This is a genomic window from Gordonia metallireducens, from assembly GCF_021245825.1.
Classification (GTDB): Bacteria; Actinomycetota; Actinomycetes; order Mycobacteriales; family Mycobacteriaceae; genus Gordonia; species Gordonia namibiensis.
On record NZ_JAJQJP010000037.1, the window covers coordinates 62,463 to 79,706 of the forward strand.

Genomic DNA, 17,244 nt, shown 5'->3' on the forward strand with positions numbered 1-17,244 from the left:
CGGTTCGTGTCGACCGGCAGCACGATCCGCTACATGTGCGAATGAGCAACGGCCCGCACCGAAGTCGGTGCGGGCCGTTGCCGGGCTGCAGAGAAAGCTGAAACGTCTAGCGCGAGAACATGAGTGCGCGCTTGACCTCCGAGATCGCCTGCGTCACCTGGATGCCGCGGGGGCATGCGTCGGTGCAGTTGAAGGTCGTGCGGCAGCGCCACACACCGTCGACGTCGTTGAGGATGTCGAGACGCTCGACGGCGCCCTCGTCACGGCTGTCGAAGATGAAGCGGTGCGCGTTGACGATCGCGGCCGGGCCGAAGTACGAACCCTCGGTCCAGAACACCGGGCAGCTCGTGGTGCAGCAGGCACAGAGGATGCACTTGGTGGTGTCGTCGAAGCGGGCGCGGTCGCTCTGGCTCTGGATGCGCTCACGGGTCGGCTCGTTGCCCGAGGTGATCAGGAACGGCTTGATCGCGCGGTACGCGTCGAAGAACGGCTCCATGTTCACGACGAGATCCTTCTCCACCGGCAGGCCGCGGATCGGCTCGACGGTGATGGTGATCTCCTTGGACTTGTCCTTGGGGAGCATGTCCTTCATGAGGAGCTTGCAGGCCAGGCGGTTGACGCCGTTGATGCGCATGGCGTCGGAACCGCACACGCCGTGGGCGCAACTGCGGCGGAACGTCAGGGTGCCGTCGAGGTAGCCCTTCACGTACAGCAGCAGGTTGAGCAGACGGTCGGTCGGCAGCGCCGGGACGCGGAAGCTCTCGAAGCCCTGGGCGTCGGGATTCTCCGGGTTGAACCGGAAGATCTTCAACGTGACCATGGTGGCCTCGTCGGGCACCGGGGGCAGCGGCGGCTCGTCGGAGGAGGGTGCGGGCTTGTCCAGAACAGATGTCATCAGTACTTACGCTCCATCGGCTCGTAACGGGTCTGCACCACGGGCTTGTAGTCCAGCTCGATGTCCGAGAGAAGGTCGGTGCCCTTCTTGTAGGCCATGGTGTGACGCATGTAGTTCACGTCGTCGCGATCGGGGTAGTCCTCGCGGGCATGGCCGCCACGCGATTCCTTGCGGTTGAGTGCACCGACCACGGTGACCTCGGCCATCTCGAGCAGGAAGCCCAGCTCGATGGCCTCGAGGAGGTCGCTGTTGAAACGCTTGCCCTTGTCGTGGACCTTGATGTGGGCGTAGCGCTCCTTGAGTGCATGGATGTCGGTGAGGGCCTGCTTGAGGGTCTCCTCGGTCCGGAACACCGATGCGTTGGCGTCCATCGACGCCTGGAGCTCGGTGCGGATGTCGGCGACGCGCTCGTGACCGTGCTCCGACAGGAGCAGCTCCAGCCAGCCGTCGACCATCTCGGTCGGCTGCTCGGGCAGTTCGGCGAAGTCGGCGTTGTTCGCGTACTCGGCGGCGGCGATGCCGGCGCGGCGTCCGAAGACGTTGATGTCGAGCAGCGAGTTGGTGCCGAGGCGATTGGCGCCGTGAACGGACACACAGGCACACTCACCGGCTGCGTACAGACCGTGGACGACCTCGTCGTTGTTGCGCAGCACCTGACCGTTGATGTTGGTCGGGATGCCACCCATGACGTAGTGGCACGTCGGGAACACCGGCACGTACTCGGTGACCGGGTCGACGCCGAGGTAGGTGCGGGCGAACTCGGTGATGTCCGGCAGCTTCTCGTTGAGGACGTCCTCGCCGAGGTGGGTCACGTCGATGTAGACGTAGTCCTTGTTCGGTCCGGCGCCGCGGCCCTCGAGCACCTCGAGAACCATGGAGCGGGCGACGATGTCGCGGGGCGCAAGGTCCTTGATGGTGGGGGCGTAGCGCTCCATGAAGCGCTCGCCGTCGGCGTTGCGCAGGATGCCGCCCTCACCGCGGACGGCCTCCGAGATGAGGATGCCGAGACCCGCGAGGCCCGTCGGATGGAACTGGTGGAACTCCATGTCCTCGAGCGGCAGGCCCTTGCGGAAGACGATGCCCATGCCGTCACCGGTGAGGGTGTGGGCGTTGGACGTCGTCTTGTACATACGGCCCGAGCCGCCGGTCGCGAAGACGATCGACTTGGCGTGGAAGACGTGGATCTCGCCGGTCGCGAGCTCGTAGGCGACGACGCCGGTGGCGACCTGCTCGCCGTCCTCGTTCTCGGTGAGGCAGATGTCGAGTGCGTAGAACTCGTTGAAGAACTCGACGTCGTGCTTGACGCAGTTCTGGTACAGGGTCTGCAGGATCATGTGACCGGTGCGGTCGGCGGCGTAGCAGGCGCGGCGCACGGGCGACTTGCCGTGGTCGCGGGTGTGCCCGCCGAAACGGCGCTGGTCGATCTTGCCCTCGGGCGTCCGGTTGAACGGGAGACCCATCTTCTCCAGATCGAGCACCGCGTCGATGGCCTCCTTGGCCATGATCTCGACGGCGTCCTGATCGGCGAGGTAGTCACCACCCTTGACGGTGTCGAAGGTGTGCCACTCCCAGTTGTCCTCTTCGACGTTGGCCAGTGCGGCGCACATGCCGCCCTGGGCCGCGCCGGTGTGGCTACGGGTGGGGTAGAGCTTGGTCAGAACCGCGGTGCGGGCACGCGGTGCGGCTTCGATCGCCGCGCGCATCCCGGCGCCGCCGGCGCCCACGATGACGACGTCATAGCGGTGTTCCTGCATGTTGATGGTCTCCTTTAGCCGACGCTGTTGACGTCGAAGGTGAGGATCGCGTAGGTGCCCAGCACCAGGGTCAGGATCATCGACACGGCCAGCAGCACGTTCAGCCAGAAGCGGGTCGAGTCCTTGCGCGAGTAGTCGGCGATGACGGTGCGCACGCCGTTGCCGCCGTGCAGCTGGGCGAGCCACAGCATGGTCAGGTCCCAGATCTGCCAGCCGGGCGAGCTCCAGCGCGCGGCGACGAACGAGGCGTCGATCCGATGCACGCCGCCGTCCCAGGCGAGCATGATGAACATGTGGCCGATCGTCAGGAAGACGAGGATCAGGCCGGAGAAGCGCATGAACATCCATGCGTTCTTCTCGAAGTTGCCGCCCTTGGGCTTACGCGGGGAGCGGGGGTTGTCCAGGCTGGCCGGACGGTCGTGTTCCTTGCCGAGGGTCTTCGCGACACCGGTGGCTTCCGAGGTGGTCATCTCTGGTGTCTCCTACAGGTGGCTGAACATGATCTGCAGCAGGCGGATGGCGCCGGCGGCGAACACGACGACGAACAGGGTCATCGCGACCCACAGCATCTGACGCTGGTACTTGGGGCCCTTGGACCAGAAGTCCACCAGGATCAGGCGCACGCCGTTGAAGGCGTGGAACAGGACGCAGGCGACCAGGGCGATCTCCATGAGACCGATGATCGGGGTCTTGTAGGTTTCGATGATCTCGTCGTACTGGTTGGGATCGACGCGGATGACCGCGGTGTCCAACACGTGCACGAACAAGAAGAAGAAAATGGTGACGCCTGTGATGCGGTGCAGAACCCAGGACCACATGCCCGGGTCGCCGCGGTACAGAGAACGTCGACGCACCGGGTCAGGTGCGACTTCGGTCGAGGTGCTCATCGGAAAAGTGGCCTCCAACATCGTCGATGGACGCGTCGAATCGGCATGCTCCGACTCGACCATGGACCCATGACAAGAGACTCTAAACCCATGCCCATTCCGGTGATAAATTGCCCGAACCGATTTGAGGCACAAGACATTACGACTTAGGTTTGCCTTACCCAAGCTTTTGCGCCGATGAACGGCGCATGTCCGGTTGGTTACACCCTTTGCCTGGAGGTGGGCGTGAGTACCGAAATCGAATGGGATGTTCTGCGACACAAAGCAACTGAGATGTTGTCCCATGCCTACGCCCCGTACTCGCGCTACCCGGTGGGGGCTGCGGGAATCACCTCTGACGGCCGTGTCGTGGCAGGTTGCAATGTGGAAAATGTCTCATACGGTTTGGGCATCTGTGCCGAGGTGTCACTCACCGCTCAATTGATCTCACAAGGCGGGAAGTCCCTGCGTGCGGTGACCGTCACCGACGCCTCCGGCAAGGTCCTGATGCCGTGCGGACGGTGTCGACAGGTGCTCCTCGAGCACGGCGGCCGCGACCTCCTCGTCGACCACCCGTCCGGTCCACGCGTCCTCTCCGACCTCCTGCCCGACGCCTTCGGTCCCGACGACATCGCCGAGGTCGTCTCGTGACCTCCTCGGTCGAGCCCGCCGCCGACGAGGTGATCCACGCCGTCTCGGTCATCGCCACCAAGCGTGGGGGCGGTGAACTCAGCGACGCCGAGATCGCGTGGATCGTCGACGGGTACACCCGCGGCGAGGTCGCCCCGGAACAGATGTCGTCGTTGCTGATGGCCATCTATCTCCGTGGGATGAACCGCCGGGAGATCGCGACGTGGACCCGGGCCATGATCGACAGCGGACGGCGGATGGACCTGACGGGCCTGCGCCGCGACGGCCGTCGGCTCATCACGGTCGACAAACACTCCACGGGTGGCGTCGGCGACAAGATCACGTTGCCCCTGACGCCGCTGGTCGCCTCGTACGGCGTGGCGGTGCCGCAGCTGTCCGGTCGGGGTCTCGGCCACACCGGTGGCACCCTGGACAAACTGGAATCGATCCCCGGCTGGCGGGCCGAGGTGAGCACCGAGGAGATGATCGGCCAGCTCGAACGCGTCGGCGCGGTCATCTGCGCCGCGGGCGCGGATCTGGCCCCCGCCGACCGCAAGCTCTACGCGCTGCGCGACGTCACCGGGACGGTCGAGTCCATCCCGCTGCTCGCCACCTCGATCATGAGCAAGAAGATCGCCGAGGGCACCGGCGCGCTCGTCCTCGACGTGAAGACCGGTTCGGGCGCCTTCCTGCCGGACGAGTCCGACGCGCGCGAGCTGGCGTCGACGATGGTCGAACTCGGGCACGACGCGGGGGTCGACACCCGGGCGCTCATCACCGACATGAGCGTTCCGCTGGGCCGGGCGGTCGGGAATGCCGTCGAGGTCGCCGAATCGGTCGAGGTCCTCGCCGGGGGTGGGCCGGCCGACGTCGTCGAGCTGACCCTCGCGCTCGCCCGGGAGATGCTCGACGCGGCGGGTCTGTCCGACGCAGACCCCGCCGAACACCTGGCCAACGGCCGGGCGATGGATTCCTGGCGGTCCATGATCTCCGCCCAGGGCGGCGACCCGGACGCCCCGCTGCCGGTCGCCCGGCATCAGGACGTGGTCTTCGCAGACCGCGATGGCGTCATGACCGACATGGACGCGCGTGCGGTCGGAGATGCGGCGTGGCGGCTGGGCGGAGGACGATCCAAGCCCGGCGAAGCGGTGTCGGCGGAGGCGGGAGTCGTCATCCACGCCAAACCCGGTGACCGTGTCTGCGCCGGCCAACCGCTGTTCACCTTGCACACGCAGGATGAGAACCGGATCGCGGGTGCGCGCTCGAGTCTCGACGGTGCGGTGCGGATCGAGGCCGGAAACGTCGACACGAGCGGCGCCGGCGACCGGCCACTGATCATCGATTCCGTTAGGTTCACAAGATGACGACGCTGGATCCGGCGCACCTCACCCTCGCGCCCAAGGTTCTCCTCCACGACCACCTCGACGGCGGGCTGCGGCCGGCGACCGTCCTGGAACTCGCGCACGAGGTCGGCTACGACGGTCTGCCCGTCGACGACGCGGCCGGACTCGGGCGGTGGTTCCGCGAGGCCGCCGACAGCGGCTCCCTCGAGCGATATCTGGAGACCTTCACCCACACCGTCGCCGTCATGCAGACCGTCGACGCTCTCGAGCGGGTGGCACGCGAGTGCGTGGAGGACCTCGCCGACGACAACGTCGTCTATGCCGAGGTCCGGTACGCCCCGGAACAGCATCTCGAGGCCGGACTCACCCTCGACGAGGTGGTGGAGGCGGTGCTGCGCGGATTCGCAGACGGCGAGCGGATCGCCGCCGAGCGTGGGAAGACGATCATCGTCCGCTGTCTGGTCACCGCGATGCGGCACGCGGCGCGCTCACGGGAGATCGCCGAACTCGCGGTGCGCTACCGGGATCGCGGCGTCGTCGGCTTCGACATCGCCGGTGCCGAGGCCGGTCACCCGCCGACCCGTCATCTCGACGCCTTCGAGTACATGCGCGCCAACTGTGCGCCGTTCACCATCCATGCGGGCGAGGCGTTCGGCCTGCCGTCGATCCATGAGGCCATCGGCTTCTGCGGCACCGACCGTCTCGGCCACGGGGTTCGGGTCTTCGACGACATCGAACTACCCGAGGGCGTCGACCTCGCCGCTCACTCCTTCGCCGGCGCGAAGCTCGGTCTGGTCGCGAACATCGTGCGTGACAAGCGGATTCCGCTCGAGCTGTGCCCGAGTTCGAATGTGCAGACCGGGGCGGTTGCCTCGCTCGCCGAGCACCCGTTCAACGTGTTGGCCCGGCTCCGGTTCCGGGTCACGGTCAACACCGACAACCGGCTCATGGGCGACACCACGATGAGCAAGGAGTTCGGTCTGCTCGCCGACCAATTCGGTTACGGCTGGGCCGATTTCGAACGTTTCACGGTCAACGCCATGAAGTCGGCGTTCATCCACTTCGACGAACGGCTCGCGGTCATCGACGACGTGATCAAGCCGGGTTACGCGGTGCTGCTCGGGTCGGGCTGACCTCGATACCGATCAGAACTCCTTTCGATACGCCCCTCCGCACGCTCCGGGGCTACTCAAGGAGCGGGGACGGATCAGCCCTTTCGGACGAGCCGGGGCCACTCAAGGAGCGGGGACGGATCAGCCCTTCTTCACGAGCCGGGTCTCGAAGTCGTGCTCGAGCGCCCGCCAGGCCTCGGCCTCGTTGTCGAACGGTCCGCTCGGGGCCATCCGCTTCGGGTCGGGATTGACGGTGTAGTCGACGAACCAACCGAGGGGAGTTGACGTACCCAGGGCCTCGTTGACGGTGTCGTCGCCGGCGTAGTCGGCTGCGTCGGTGAACAGTTCGACGGCGAGGTCGAGCTGGTCGCGGTCCATGCGGCGCGGGCCGTCGGCGATGTCCTCGGCGAGGCCGGGCAGCACGTACACGTTGTCGTCGATCACGTCGAACTCGAGTGAGCCGTTGGTGGCCTCGGTGCGGACGTCCTCGAACGTCGACAGTTCGGCCAGATCGTGGGTGTTGTCGTCGGCGAGGAAACGCGAGAGCGAGCGCGCCGAGGTGAACACGAAGATCTTGCCCTTGGTGCCGAGAAACACCGGGTCGTCGCCGAGGTAGCAGCGCAGCGTCAGGTACTCGTTGCCGCTCGTGACGATCTTGATCGGGTCGATGCCGACCGACGCCCAGAAATCGTCGTCGTCGTACTCGTCGTCCTCATCATCGTCTTCGTCGTCCTCGGCCTCGTCGACGACGACGCCCGCGGTCTCGACGATCTCGATGTCGTCGTCGTCCGGCTCGTCCTCGTCTTCGGCGGAGGCGGCGGCCTCGAGTTCGGCCTCGGCGGTCTCGACGGCCTTCGCGTCGACCTTCGGCGTGGTGATGACCTCGTCGATCGCGTCGAGCACGTCGTCCCAGTGCTTGGCGATCAGACGGCCGATGCGGACCCAGAGGTCGAGGCCTTCGCGGCCCTCGAAGTTGCGGGTGCCGGTGGTGACCGCACCCAGGATCGGGTTGCCGTTGAAGAACTTCGTGATCGCGGTCAGTTCGCAGACCTCGCCCAGGATGCGCACGATCTCGAGCGCGTCCTCGAGTTCGGCGATGACCTCGGGGGTCGGATCCTCGGCGGCGAGCTCGGGCACGCCCACCAGGTCGTAGGTGTGGCGCTCGTCGGGGATCAGCTCCTCGGCCTGCACGCCCACGATGGTCGGCCACGCCGGGTGCTCGACGAGGTCGTTGTCGTCGTTGGTGCGGACGAAGGCCGCGAGCTCGGCGACGCCGGGCAGGACGTAGAGATCCTCGTCGAGACCGAGGAACGCCTCCCACTCGTCGTCACCCTCCCGCCAGCGGGGTGCCCACAGGGTGAAGCTGTTTCCGTCGGTGAGTCCGAGCTCAATCGGGACGATGTCTCCGGCCATGGGGACACAGCCTAGCGATTGATCGCCGTGGATCCAGTAGTGCCCCCACAGAGGCCGAACGGTATTCGTGCCACCTCGTCATCGGGGCCGGAAGAATCCTTCGAAGGTCTGGTCGAGATTGGTCGTCCGAACCGGTGAGACGCCGACCGGGTCGCCGGCCTCGATCATCTGATCGTTGCCGATGTACATGGCCACGTGCCCGGACCACACGGCGAGATCGCCGGGCTGTAACTGTGCCTGTGACACGCGGATTCCGGCGGTGTCTTGATCCTGGGCCAGGCGGGGGAGTTCGAGACCGGCCTGCCGATAGGCCCATCTGGTGAAACCGCTGCAATCGAAACCGGCGGGCGTCGTCCCGCCCCAGAGATAAGGAACACCCCGCTGGCTCAGTGCGGCGCGCACCGCCTTCGCCGCCCGCTCGTTCGGCGCGTGGGCCACCGAACCGTCGGGGAGCGTGATCGGCACGCCTCCGGACACCGGCGGCACCGACAGGTGCTCACCGGACGTCCGGTCGCCGATGGTCGTGACCGGTGCGGGTGCGATCCGCCGCCCGAGGGCCGCCATCGCGTCGGAGTCGGAACGGAGGTCGGCGCGTGTGCGAGCGACGATCGCGAGACCGCGGCCGAGATGCTCGGCCGCCATCGGCAGCATCGTCAGCAGGCCGGCCGGGGTGAACAACTCGCTCCCGAAGGCGCGGGCCCGACGTTCGAGTGAATCCACCAGGCCGAGGAGTTGGTTCGACGCCGTCTGCACCTTCCCGCCGGCGCTCTCGACGAGGCGGGCGAAGTCATCGGCGTCGTCGGCCAGCGTGCCCATGCTCTGCTGCAGTCTTCCTGCGGCATCGACGGCCGCGGTCGCGCCGGAACCCTCCCAGTGCGTGCGCACCGCTTCGGTGGCGGCAGACGATCCACGGCGTGCGGCGTCGACCGCACTCGCGGCGGCACGGATCGTCTCCGCCGGATTGCCGGGGGCGAGGATGCCGGTGCCCAGTGCTGCAACGAGTTGACGTAGTGGTCCGACGAACATGGCGGCGTCGAGCATCAGAGAGTGAACCCCCGGTCCGCGGCCGCGCAGTCGCACGCGAGGTAGGTGTCGTCGGCGCGGCGGGTGGCCGAGGCGACGTCGTCCTGCCGCGACGCCGTCGTCTCGAGGTTGCTCCGGTGGATGCGGAGGAACTCGACGACCGCGGCGAGAAACTCCGCCCCGATGATCCCGAACGTGATCGCGAGATCGACCAGAGCTGCCTCGTCACTGCGGGCCTGATCGCCGACCAGCACGCTCGCGGTGCGGTGCGCCGACGAGAACTCTTGCAGCGCTGCTGATTCCGTCATCAGTTCGGTTGGCCGGGCGGACCCGGGAGGGGAGAGGACGGCGGATGGGGCGGTGGATCGCGGGCTCATGGGTTTCTGACGCGGTGGGCGCCGGTTCGGTTCCATCGAATGCGGGCGAACCCCGACCGGTGGCGATGCGCGGTACCTCGATGCACACGCCCGTGGGGTTCAGGAAATAGTGTGGTCGCCATGGAACGCCTCATCGTCGACCATCCTCTCGCCGCCGCCCGTCTGACGACGATGCGGGACGAGACCACCGACAACGCCGGATTCCGTGCGGCACTCTCGGATCTCACCCAGATGCTGATCTACGAGGCGCTCGCCGCTGCGCCCAAAACGGACGTGCAGATCAACACGCCGCTCGTCCCGCACACCGGATCGCGGCTGGCCACGCCGCCGCTGCTGGTCCCGGTCCTGCGCGCCGGCCTCGGGATGGTCGAGCAGGCGCATGCGATGGTGCCCGAGGCCCGGGTCGGATTCGTGGGCATCGCCCGCGACGAGGAGACGGCCCAGCCGGTGCCGTATCTCGAGTCCCTACCCGAGGACCTCTCCGGACTGCCCGTCTTCGTCCTCGACCCGATGCTCGCGACCGGCGGCTCGATGCTGCACACGATCGAACTGCTCGTCGCGCGCAACGCCACCGACATCACCGCGATCTGTGTTGTCGCGGCACCCCAGGGCGTCGAGTTGCTCGAGAAAGCGGGCCATCCGTGCCGTCTGGTCGTGGCCGCGATCGACGAGGGCCTCGACGACGCGAACTACATCGTCCCGGGACTCGGCGACGCCGGCGACCGTCAGTTCGGCCCGCGCTGACGGAGACCCCGCGCCGTTCGATTGCTGTGGTTCAGCCCAGCGACGACCAGTAGGCGAGCATCGGCTCGTTCGCCAGTACCGAACCGCCCTCCACGATGGTGAGACTCGACGGGGACACCAGGTAGCGGACGGCGCCGTTGCTCGCCTCGAAGGTGTTGCCGACGCGGGTCGGGAACTGCAGTTCGATGCCGCCTTCGGGTGCCTGTCCCTTGTAGTACCAACGACCCGTCTGGTTGCCGACCTGGCAGATGACCACGCGCGACCGCGAGGTCTGACCGATCGCGACCGCCGGGTCATCGGCGGCGTTGCAGCGCGGTCCGGTGACGAACCCCTGCCAGTCCGCGCCCGACACGGTCGGGGCCGGACGGTTCGGAGGCGGCGACGGCGTCGTCGTGATGGTGGTCGGGGTCGGCGGCGGGGCCTGCGTGACCGTGCTCGTGATCGTGGGCGGCTCCGAGGTCGTGGTCGTGGAGCTCGCGGCCGCCGTGTCGGTGGACTCCTCGTCGGCGGGGATCAGCAGGAACGCGGCCAGCACGCCCGCGACCACCAGCAGGACGCCGGCGCCGATGGCCACCAGGACCGCGGGCGACGTCCACGGGGAGCGTGGCGGTGGCGGCGGCGGACCTTGCGGATGGCCACCCGGCCCGTAGGCGCCCGGGTACCCGCCGGGCGGATAACCGCCGGAGCCGTCGGGTGGGTAGGTCATGGTGCACCTCGAGTTCTGTCGGGACTCGTCGGGGGAGGAATCGCCGCCGGGATCGGTTCTACAGTTCGCCGATGATCTGGGCGAGCAATTCGCCCATACGCGTCGCCGATGCGCGCCCGACCTCGAGCACCTCGGCGTGACTGAGGTGTTCGCCGGTCATTCCGGCGGCCAGGTTGGTGACCAGCGAGACCCCGAGGACCTCCAGTCCGGCGGCGCGTGCGGCGATGGTCTCGTGCACCGTCGACATGCCGACCAGGTCGGCGCCCATCGTGCGGAGCATCCGGATCTCCGCGGGGGTCTCGTAGTGGGGTCCCGGCAGGCCGGCGTACACACCCTCGGCGAGGGAGGGGTCGACGCGCCGGGCGATCCCGCGCAGGCGGGGAGAGTAGGCGTCGACGAGGTCGACGAACTGTGCGCCGACCAGCGGGGAACGCGCGGTCAGGTTGAGGTGATCGGAGATCAGGATCGGCTGGCCCACCGACATGTCCTCGCGCAGACCGCCGGCCGCGTTGGTGAGCACGACGGTGTGGACGCCGGCCGCCGCCGCGGTCCGCACCGGATGTACGACCCGCGCCAGATCGTGGCCCTCGTAGGCGTGAATCCGGCCGAGCATCAAAAGGACTCGACGGTCTCCGACCCGAACGGAATGGATCACGCCGCCGTGGCCGGCGGCCTGGGGCGGGGTGAAGCCGGGGATCGACGACATCGGCAGCGAACGGATCGGTGCACCGAACGCGTCGGCCGCCGGGGCCCAACCGGAACCGAGGATCACGGCCACATCGTGTGCGGCGGCGTCGGTCTCGGCGGCAATGGTGGCGGCCGCGACGAGGGCCGCGGCGTCGGCGTCGGCAGTGGGATCCATGCGCCAACCCTAAACGGTGACCCCGACGCAGGTGCGGCACTGCGGCGCTGTGCGAGCGCCGTGCCGGGAGAGGACGCGCCGCGGAGCGATAAGGTCTTTTCATGCCATATCTCAACGAGGTCGGGGAGGTCGTCGAACTCCATCTCGGGGCCAAGGGCGCCGAGCTCGACGAGTCGAACCCCGAGAACCGCTTCCGTCTGGAATGGCTCGACGAGGTGGAACGGCTGCTCGCTGAGGTGAGCGCCGACCCGAAACGCCCGCTGGTGCTGACCGCGACCGGCAAGTTCTTCACCAACGGGCTCGACACCGACCACATCTTCGCCGCGCCGGATCAGCTGCCCGCGTACCTCGACCGTGTGCACGCGCTGTACGCCACGTTCCTCACCCTCCCGGTGCCGACGGTCGCGGCGGTCAACGGTCACGCCTTCGGTGCCGGCGCCATGCTCGCCCTCTGCGCCGACCACCTGGTCATGCGCACCGAGCGCGGCTTCTGGTCGTTACCCGAGGCGGCCCTGAACATGCCGTTCACCCGTGGAATGTCGACGCTTCTGCGCACACGACTCACCGACCGGACCGCGACCGAGGCGATGTACACCAGCCGGCGGTACGGCGCCGCCGACGCGGTGGCAGCCGGCATCGTCGACGAGGCGGTCGAGGCGGATCGACTGACCGCCCGCGCCGCCGAGGTCGCCGCCGCCCGCGCGGCGACCGTGGGGCCCAACCTCGCGCTGATCAAGCGGGGACTCCGCGGACCACTGCTCGCCGATCTCGCCGTTCCGACACCCGCCGGAGTCCTGTCGTGACCGGCGTGATGGCCGAGAGTCAGCCGGACGCGTCGAGGATCATCGATGCGTGGCTCGCCGACCACGCCCCCGATCTCGTCGCCTGGCGCCGTGACATCCACGCCCATCCCGAACTGTCCCGGCAGGAGGTGCGCACCACCGAACTGGTGATGGCCGAACTGTCGGCCGCGGGTCTCGACCCGCGTCGGCTCCCGCTGGGCACCGGCGTCGTCTGTGACCTCGGGCCGGCCGGCGAACCGCGGATCGGCCTGCGCGCCGACATGGACGCGCTGCCGGTCACCGAACACACCGGCCTCCCGTTCACCTCGACGGTCGAGGGTGCGTCGCACTCCTGCGGACACGACGCCCACACCGCGATCCTGATCGGCGTGGCCAAGCTCCTGGCGTCGGCGGGACCGCTCCCGGTGGGGGTCCGTCTGATCTTCCAGGCGGCCGAGGAGGTCATGCCAGGCGGTGCGCTCGATGCCATCGAGGCGGGCGTGACCAGCGGACTCGGGCGCATCTTCGCCCTGCACTGCGATCCGCGACTGCCCGTCGGCACCGTCGGCCTGCGGTCGGGTCCGTTGACCTCGGCAGCCGACCACATCGACCTGCAACTCCACTCCGCAGGCGGGCACACGTCCCGCCCGCACCTGACCGGCGACCTGATCTACGCGATGGGCACCGTGATCACCGGACTGCCCGGGGTGCTCTCGCGGCGAGTCGACCCGCGGTCGGGAACGGTCATGGTGTGGGGTGCGGCCAATGCCGGCAGCGCCGCCAACGCGATTCCGCAGGAAGGCCGGATGCGCGGCACGGTGCGCACCGGCGACCACGGCACTTGGGCGACCCTGGAGCCGCTGGTCCGCAGCGTCGTCGGTGAGCTCCTCGCGCCGCTCGGCGTGCGCTACGACCTCTCCTACTTCCGGGGTGTGCCGCCGGTGGTCAACGACGAGGTCGCCGTGGGGATGCTCGAACGCGCGGTCGCCGCGATCGGACCCGACGCCGTCGCCGCCACGCCGCAGTCAGCCGGTGGCGAGGACTTCTCCTGGTACCTCGAACAGATCCCGGGTGCGATGGCGCGCCTCGGGGTGTGGGACGGATTCGGCCCGCAGGTCGATCTGCACTCGCCGAACTTCGACCTCGACGAACGCGCGCTGGCGATCGGGGTCCGCACCCTCGCGGGCGTCGTCCTCAACGCACGCAGCGCCACCGGCGAACCGCCGGAGCTCACGCCGCCGTTCGCGCCCTAGGCGTCGGGGTCCTTTCGATACGCTCGCAAGCTCGCTACTCAAAGAGCGGGTGAAGGCCGTTCGCGCCCAGCTCGCTACTCAAGGAGCAGGTGAAGGCCGTGAGTGAGGTACTTGAGCCTCAGGATTCGACGGGCCCCGGCCCGGGGCCGACGTTGCGCGACTCACGCAACCGCAGGTCCTGCACGTAGTCGGCAGGGGCACCGGCGATCTCCGCGGCCTCCGCCATGACGCCGAGATAGCGGGCCGAGGGGAGTCCGCCCTCATAGGCATCGAGTACGTAGAGCCAGGCCAGTACCGGGCCGTCGGCGGTGTCGACGCGGGCTCGGATCTTGCGGTGGATGCCGAGTTCGGAACCCTCCCAGCGGTCGAGGAGTTCCTCGTCTTCGGTGGTCACGTCGTACAGGACGACGAAGACGCGGGCGTCGGGATCGTCGCGGTCCTCGGTGACCGTCGCCAGCGAACCCTCCCAGCCGATGTCGCCGCCACCGAAGGTCAGGCGCCATCCGCGTAGCCATCCGGTACCCGCCATCGGCGAGTGCGGCGCGCGTTCCGCCATCTGCTCGGGATGCATGTTCGATCCGTACGCGGCGTATATAGGCACGGATGGAGCCTAGTGGGTCGGCGGCGACTCTGAAAGGCGACAGGCAGGGCCGGAGGAGTGGCGTACGACGCACGCAGGGCCACCACATGGAGTGTTGCGGAACGATCGGGACTAGGTTGGTACATGGCGCGACACCTGTGACGGTCCGCCGCACCAGAGCTACGCACCACCCCGCGGGGCTCGACCCAGTCGGATCTGCCGTCGGACACCACTGAAGTCGGACGCCCGTCGGTCCGGCGCCAGCCAGTTCGCCCATTCGACAACACCACATCGGGCGCGCGGTGCCCCACGAGGGCAGCCGCGGCGAGACCGGTGAAGGACAGGAGTGCACAGTGACCAGGATCGTCATCATCGGCGGTGGCCCAGCGGGTTATGAGGCGGCGCTCGCCGCGGCCGCGTACGGAGCCGACATCACGGTGATCGATTCGGATGGCATCGGTGGCGCCTGCGTGCTGTGGGACTGCGTGCCCTCGAAGACCTTCATCGCCTCCACCGGCATCCGCACCGAGGTCCGCCGCGCCATCGACCTCGGCATCAACATCAAGGCCGACGACACCCTGATCACGCTCCCGCAGATCCATCAGCGTGTGCGCGACCTCGCCTTCGCCCAGTCCGCCGACATCAAGTCGCGACTCGTCAGCGAGGGCGTCAATCTGGTCACCGGCACCGCCGTGCTCGACGAGACACAGGTCGGTGTCTCGACGCACAGCGTCCTGGCGACCCTTGCCGACGGCAGCACCCAGCGCTTCGACGGCGACGTCGTCCTGATCGCCACCGGTGCGTCGCCGCGCATCCTGCCCGACGCCCAGCCCGACGGCGAGCGCATCCTCACCTGGCGTCAGCTCTACGACCTCGAGGAGCTGCCCGAGCATCTCGTCGTCATCGGTTCGGGTGTCACCGGCGCCGAGTTCGTCCACGCCTACACCGAACTCGGTGTGAAGGTGACGCTGGTATCGAGCCGCGACCGCGTGCTCCCGCACGAGGACGAGGACGCCGCCCTGGTGCTCGAGGACGCCCTCGCCGAACGCGGAGTCGAACTCGTCAAGCACGCCCGCGCCGACAAGGTCGTCCGCGACGGTGACACCGTCACCGCCCATCTCGCCGACGGGTCCACCGTCACCGGCAGCCATGTGCTGATGACCGTCGGCTCGATCCCCAACACCGCGAACCTCGAACTCGACCGGGCCGGTGTCGAGGTCGACAAGAGCGGCTACATCCAGGTGGACCGGGTGTCGCGAACCTCGGTACCCGGCATCTACGCCGCCGGCGACTGCACCGGCCTGCTGCCGCTGGCTTCGGTGGCCGCCATGCAGGGCCGCATCGCGGTGTACCACGCACTGGGCGAGGGCGTCAGCCCCATCAAGCTGAAAACCGTTGCGTCGGCGATTTTCACGCGTCCCGAGATCGCCACCGTCGGGGTGTCGCAGAAGGCCATCGACGCCGGCGAGTACCCTGCACGCACCGTGATGCTGCCGCTGGCGACCAACCCGCGCGCCAAGATGAGCGGTCTGCGACGCGGTTTCGTGAAGATCTTCTGCCGCCCCGCCACCGGTGTGGTGATCGGTGGCGTAGCGGTGGCCCCGAACGCCTCCGAGCTCATCCTCCCGCTGGCCCTCGCGGTGCAGAACAAACTGACGGTCGGCGATCTCGCACAGACGTTCTCGGTGTACCCGTCGCTGTCCGGGTCCATCACCGAGGCGGCGCGTCAGCTCGTCCGTCACGACGATCTGGACTGACAACCGGCGAGTCCCCTCGATCGCGGTAGGGTCGTCGAGAATCCGCCCGGGACCGGGCGCACGGCGACGTGGGGGGAGATGTCGTGACAGGGCTGTTGTCGTGACAGGGCCGTTCGCCCAGAACAACCGGGGCGTCTCGAACGCGCCGTCCTTTGGCGGTGGAAAAACCGACTGGGCCGGCATGGGCATCGACGAGATCGTCGACACCCTCCGCACGATGGAACCCGGCCAGGCGGCCGGTGACGTCGAGACGATCCTGAAGGCGATCGACGCGGTGCGCCGCGCGTCGCAGCGGATGGCGGCGATGTTCGACGACGACCTGCGCGGCCGTGCCTCCGACACCGCTCTCGAGGCGGGGAAGTCGTTGTCCGACGCCATGCAGCGGAGCCTGGAGACGGCGACCGTCGTCGGCGAGGCACTGAGCAGCGCGGTCGGGATCGTCGGTGCGACACGGGGTCAGGAAGGACGGCTGCGCGAACTGCAGCAGCACCTCCGCGACAATCCCGAGGACGCACCGATGGTGCGGTTCGAGGCGGACCGCACCATGTCGAGTACGTACTCGTCGCCGATGCAACGGGTCCAGCACTCGCTCCCCGAGCCCACCGGCCCGGATGATCTGGTTCGCGGCTCCGGCGGCGTGTCCGCCGCCGGAGGTGGGTCGGGTTCGGGTTCCGAGGCACCCCGGGGTCAGGCCGCGAACACCGTCGACGCCGGGGACTTCGGCCGATCCGGTGGTGGCGCGGTCCCGGTTGCGACCAACGGTGCGGCTCCGGGCCCGGCGGGCGGCGGACCCGCCCCGGCCACCCCGGTACCGTTGTCGGCTTCCTCGTCGGGCTCGTCCGGCCGTGGCGGCGCCGACGACGACCCCGACGGTCTTCTCCGCGGCGGCCTGGGGAGCCCGGGCAGCGCCCCGCACGGTCTCGCCGGCTCCGGCCGAGCCGGTTCCGGGAGCGAAACCCGTTCCGAGGGAGCGGGTTCCGGCCCGGGAATCGGCGGAGGGGCGATCCCGGTCGTCGGGCCGCTCCCACTGTCGCCGTCGTCGCCGGGGGTTGCGACGCCCGCGGCATCGACGCCGCCCGCCGCGAGCACCGCGTCACCGCGTGCCGGGATCACCCCACCGGTGGGCCCGGCCGGCGCGCCGCCGATG

General features: G+C 68.5%; 18 protein-coding genes. 8 read left to right on the forward strand and 10 right to left on the reverse strand.

Features of this window, described 5'->3' with window-relative positions; translation table 11 throughout:
- Window positions 1–106: 106 nt before the first annotated feature.
- The 4 genes from LQD00_RS15620 to sdhC are packed head-to-tail and all read right to left on the reverse strand — an operon-like array spanning window position 107 to window position 3,536.
- Entirely contained in the window at window positions 107–895 is a 789-nt protein-coding gene (locus LQD00_RS15620) for a succinate dehydrogenase iron-sulfur subunit (RefSeq protein WP_006865934.1), read from the reverse strand.
- On the reverse strand, window positions 895–2,649 hold the full coding sequence (gene sdhA, locus LQD00_RS15625; protein WP_040535570.1) for a succinate dehydrogenase flavoprotein subunit: 1,755 nt from the start codon (window positions 2,647–2,649) through the stop codon (window positions 895–897). Before sdhA ends, LQD00_RS15620 begins: the two co-directional genes overlap by 1 nt.
- 14 nt (window positions 2,650–2,663) lie before the next feature.
- Window positions 2,664–3,119, reverse strand: a complete 456-nt coding sequence (locus tag LQD00_RS15630) for a succinate dehydrogenase hydrophobic membrane anchor subunit (protein ID WP_005195959.1) — start codon at window positions 3,117–3,119, stop codon at window positions 2,664–2,666.
- Window positions 3,120–3,131: 12 nt separating this feature from the next.
- Window positions 3,132–3,536, reverse strand: a complete 405-nt coding sequence (gene sdhC, locus LQD00_RS15635) for a succinate dehydrogenase, cytochrome b556 subunit (RefSeq protein WP_006865932.1) — start codon at window positions 3,534–3,536, stop codon at window positions 3,132–3,134.
- Between the two features lie 225 nt (window positions 3,537–3,761).
- Between sdhC and LQD00_RS15640 the strand changes: the two genes are divergently transcribed.
- From LQD00_RS15640 to LQD00_RS15650, 3 genes are read left to right on the forward strand one after another with little or no spacing between them, the layout of a single operon-like run.
- Entirely contained in the window at window positions 3,762–4,166 is a 405-nt protein-coding gene (locus LQD00_RS15640) for a cytidine deaminase (protein WP_040535622.1), read from the forward strand.
- A complete protein-coding gene (locus LQD00_RS15645; RefSeq protein WP_232718093.1) occupies window positions 4,163–5,509 on the forward strand; it encodes a thymidine phosphorylase in 1,347 nt (448 codons plus the stop codon). The genes LQD00_RS15640 and LQD00_RS15645 overlap by 4 nt, the downstream gene beginning before the upstream one ends.
- Window positions 5,506–6,621 carry an adenosine deaminase gene (locus LQD00_RS15650; protein ID WP_232718094.1) on the forward strand — a complete coding sequence of 372 codons (1,116 nt, stop codon included), beginning with the start codon at window positions 5,506–5,508 and terminating at the stop codon, window positions 6,619–6,621. The genes LQD00_RS15645 and LQD00_RS15650 overlap by 4 nt, the downstream gene beginning before the upstream one ends.
- Window positions 6,622–6,741: 120 nt before the next feature.
- On the opposite strand, the gene LQD00_RS15655 is transcribed toward LQD00_RS15650, so the two are convergent.
- From LQD00_RS15655 to LQD00_RS15665, 3 genes are all read right to left on the reverse strand, one after another.
- On the reverse strand, window positions 6,742–8,013 hold the full coding sequence (locus LQD00_RS15655) for a primosomal protein (protein WP_232718095.1): 1,272 nt from the start codon (window positions 8,011–8,013) through the stop codon (window positions 6,742–6,744).
- Window positions 8,014–8,091: 78 nt separating this feature from the next.
- A complete protein-coding gene (locus LQD00_RS15660; protein ID WP_232718096.1) occupies window positions 8,092–9,054 on the reverse strand; it encodes a C40 family peptidase in 963 nt (320 codons plus the stop codon).
- On the reverse strand, window positions 9,054–9,344 hold the full coding sequence (locus LQD00_RS15665; RefSeq protein WP_232718097.1) for a type VII secretion target: 291 nt from the start codon (window positions 9,342–9,344) through the stop codon (window positions 9,054–9,056). Before LQD00_RS15665 ends, LQD00_RS15660 begins: the two co-directional genes overlap by 1 nt.
- 189 nt (window positions 9,345–9,533) lie before the next feature.
- Between LQD00_RS15665 and upp the strand changes: the two genes are divergently transcribed.
- A complete protein-coding gene (gene upp / locus LQD00_RS15670; RefSeq protein WP_232718098.1) occupies window positions 9,534–10,157 on the forward strand; it encodes a uracil phosphoribosyltransferase in 624 nt (207 codons plus the stop codon).
- Window positions 10,158–10,188: 31 nt separating this feature from the next.
- Here upp and LQD00_RS15675 read toward each other — a convergent pair whose 3' ends face one another.
- Window positions 10,189–10,863, reverse strand: coding sequence for a hypothetical protein (locus LQD00_RS15675; RefSeq protein ID WP_232718099.1), 675 nt, complete (start codon window positions 10,861–10,863; stop codon window positions 10,189–10,191).
- 58 nt (window positions 10,864–10,921) lie between these two features.
- On the reverse strand, window positions 10,922–11,725 hold the full coding sequence (locus LQD00_RS15680) for a purine-nucleoside phosphorylase (protein WP_232718100.1): 804 nt from the start codon (window positions 11,723–11,725) through the stop codon (window positions 10,922–10,924).
- A gap of 101 nt (window positions 11,726–11,826) precedes the next feature.
- Here LQD00_RS15680 and LQD00_RS15685 point away from each other — a divergent pair, with 101 nt between their 5' ends.
- Entirely contained in the window at window positions 11,827–12,528 is a 702-nt protein-coding gene (locus LQD00_RS15685) for an enoyl-CoA hydratase/isomerase family protein (protein ID WP_232718101.1), read from the forward strand.
- 8 nt (window positions 12,529–12,536) lie between these two features.
- Entirely contained in the window at window positions 12,537–13,760 is a 1,224-nt protein-coding gene (locus LQD00_RS15690) for an amidohydrolase (protein ID WP_232718106.1), read from the forward strand.
- Between the two features lie 118 nt (window positions 13,761–13,878).
- Here LQD00_RS15690 and LQD00_RS15695 read toward each other — a convergent pair whose 3' ends face one another.
- Window positions 13,879–14,361 carry a gamma-glutamylcyclotransferase gene (locus LQD00_RS15695; protein ID WP_232718102.1) on the reverse strand — a complete coding sequence of 161 codons (483 nt, stop codon included), beginning with the start codon at window positions 14,359–14,361 and terminating at the stop codon, window positions 13,879–13,881.
- 332 nt (window positions 14,362–14,693) lie between these two features.
- Between LQD00_RS15695 and LQD00_RS15700 the strand changes: the two genes are divergently transcribed.
- Both LQD00_RS15700 and LQD00_RS15705 read left to right on the forward strand, forming a co-directional pair.
- Complete coding sequence (locus LQD00_RS15700; protein WP_232718103.1) at window positions 14,694–16,097, forward strand: NAD(P)H-quinone dehydrogenase; 1,404 nt, start codon at window positions 14,694–14,696, stop codon at window positions 16,095–16,097.
- A 100-nt stretch (window positions 16,098–16,197) separates the two neighbouring features.
- Window positions 16,198–17,244: hypothetical protein (locus tag LQD00_RS15705; protein WP_232718104.1), on the forward strand; the 1,047-nt coding region annotated here is incomplete at its 3' end.

Bases quoted from the DNA above. Each gene is read 5' to 3' on its own strand.
- LQD00_RS15675 (WP_232718099.1), bottom strand. From the start codon at position 10,863: ATGACCTACCCACCCGACGGCTCCGGCGGTTATCCGCCCGGCGGGTAC.
- LQD00_RS15680 (WP_232718100.1), bottom strand. From the start codon at position 11,725: ATGGATCCCACTGCCGACGCCGACGCCGCGGCCCTCGTCGCGGCCGCC.
- sdhA (WP_040535570.1), bottom strand. From the start codon at position 2,649: ATGCAGGAACACCGCTATGACGTCGTCATCGTGGGCGCCGGCGGCGCC.
- LQD00_RS15685 (WP_232718101.1), top strand. From the start codon at position 11,827: ATGCCATATCTCAACGAGGTCGGGGAGGTCGTCGAACTCCATCTCGGG.
- LQD00_RS15665 (WP_232718097.1), bottom strand. From the start codon at position 9,344: ATGACGGAATCAGCAGCGCTGCAAGAGTTCTCGTCGGCGCACCGCACC.
- LQD00_RS15655 (WP_232718095.1), bottom strand. From the start codon at position 8,013: ATGGCCGGAGACATCGTCCCGATTGAGCTCGGACTCACCGACGGAAAC.
- LQD00_RS15690 (WP_232718106.1), top strand. From the start codon at position 12,537: ATGGCCGAGAGTCAGCCGGACGCGTCGAGGATCATCGATGCGTGGCTC.
- LQD00_RS15660 (WP_232718096.1), bottom strand. From the start codon at position 9,054: ATGCTCGACGCCGCCATGTTCGTCGGACCACTACGTCAACTCGTTGCA.
- upp (WP_232718098.1), top strand. From the start codon at position 9,534: ATGGAACGCCTCATCGTCGACCATCCTCTCGCCGCCGCCCGTCTGACG.
- LQD00_RS15650 (WP_232718094.1), top strand. From the start codon at position 5,506: ATGACGACGCTGGATCCGGCGCACCTCACCCTCGCGCCCAAGGTTCTC.
- LQD00_RS15620 (WP_006865934.1), bottom strand. From the start codon at position 895: ATGACATCTGTTCTGGACAAGCCCGCACCCTCCTCCGACGAGCCGCCG.
- sdhC (WP_006865932.1), bottom strand. From the start codon at position 3,536: ATGAGCACCTCGACCGAAGTCGCACCTGACCCGGTGCGTCGACGTTCT.
- LQD00_RS15630 (WP_005195959.1), bottom strand. From the start codon at position 3,119: ATGACCACCTCGGAAGCCACCGGTGTCGCGAAGACCCTCGGCAAGGAA.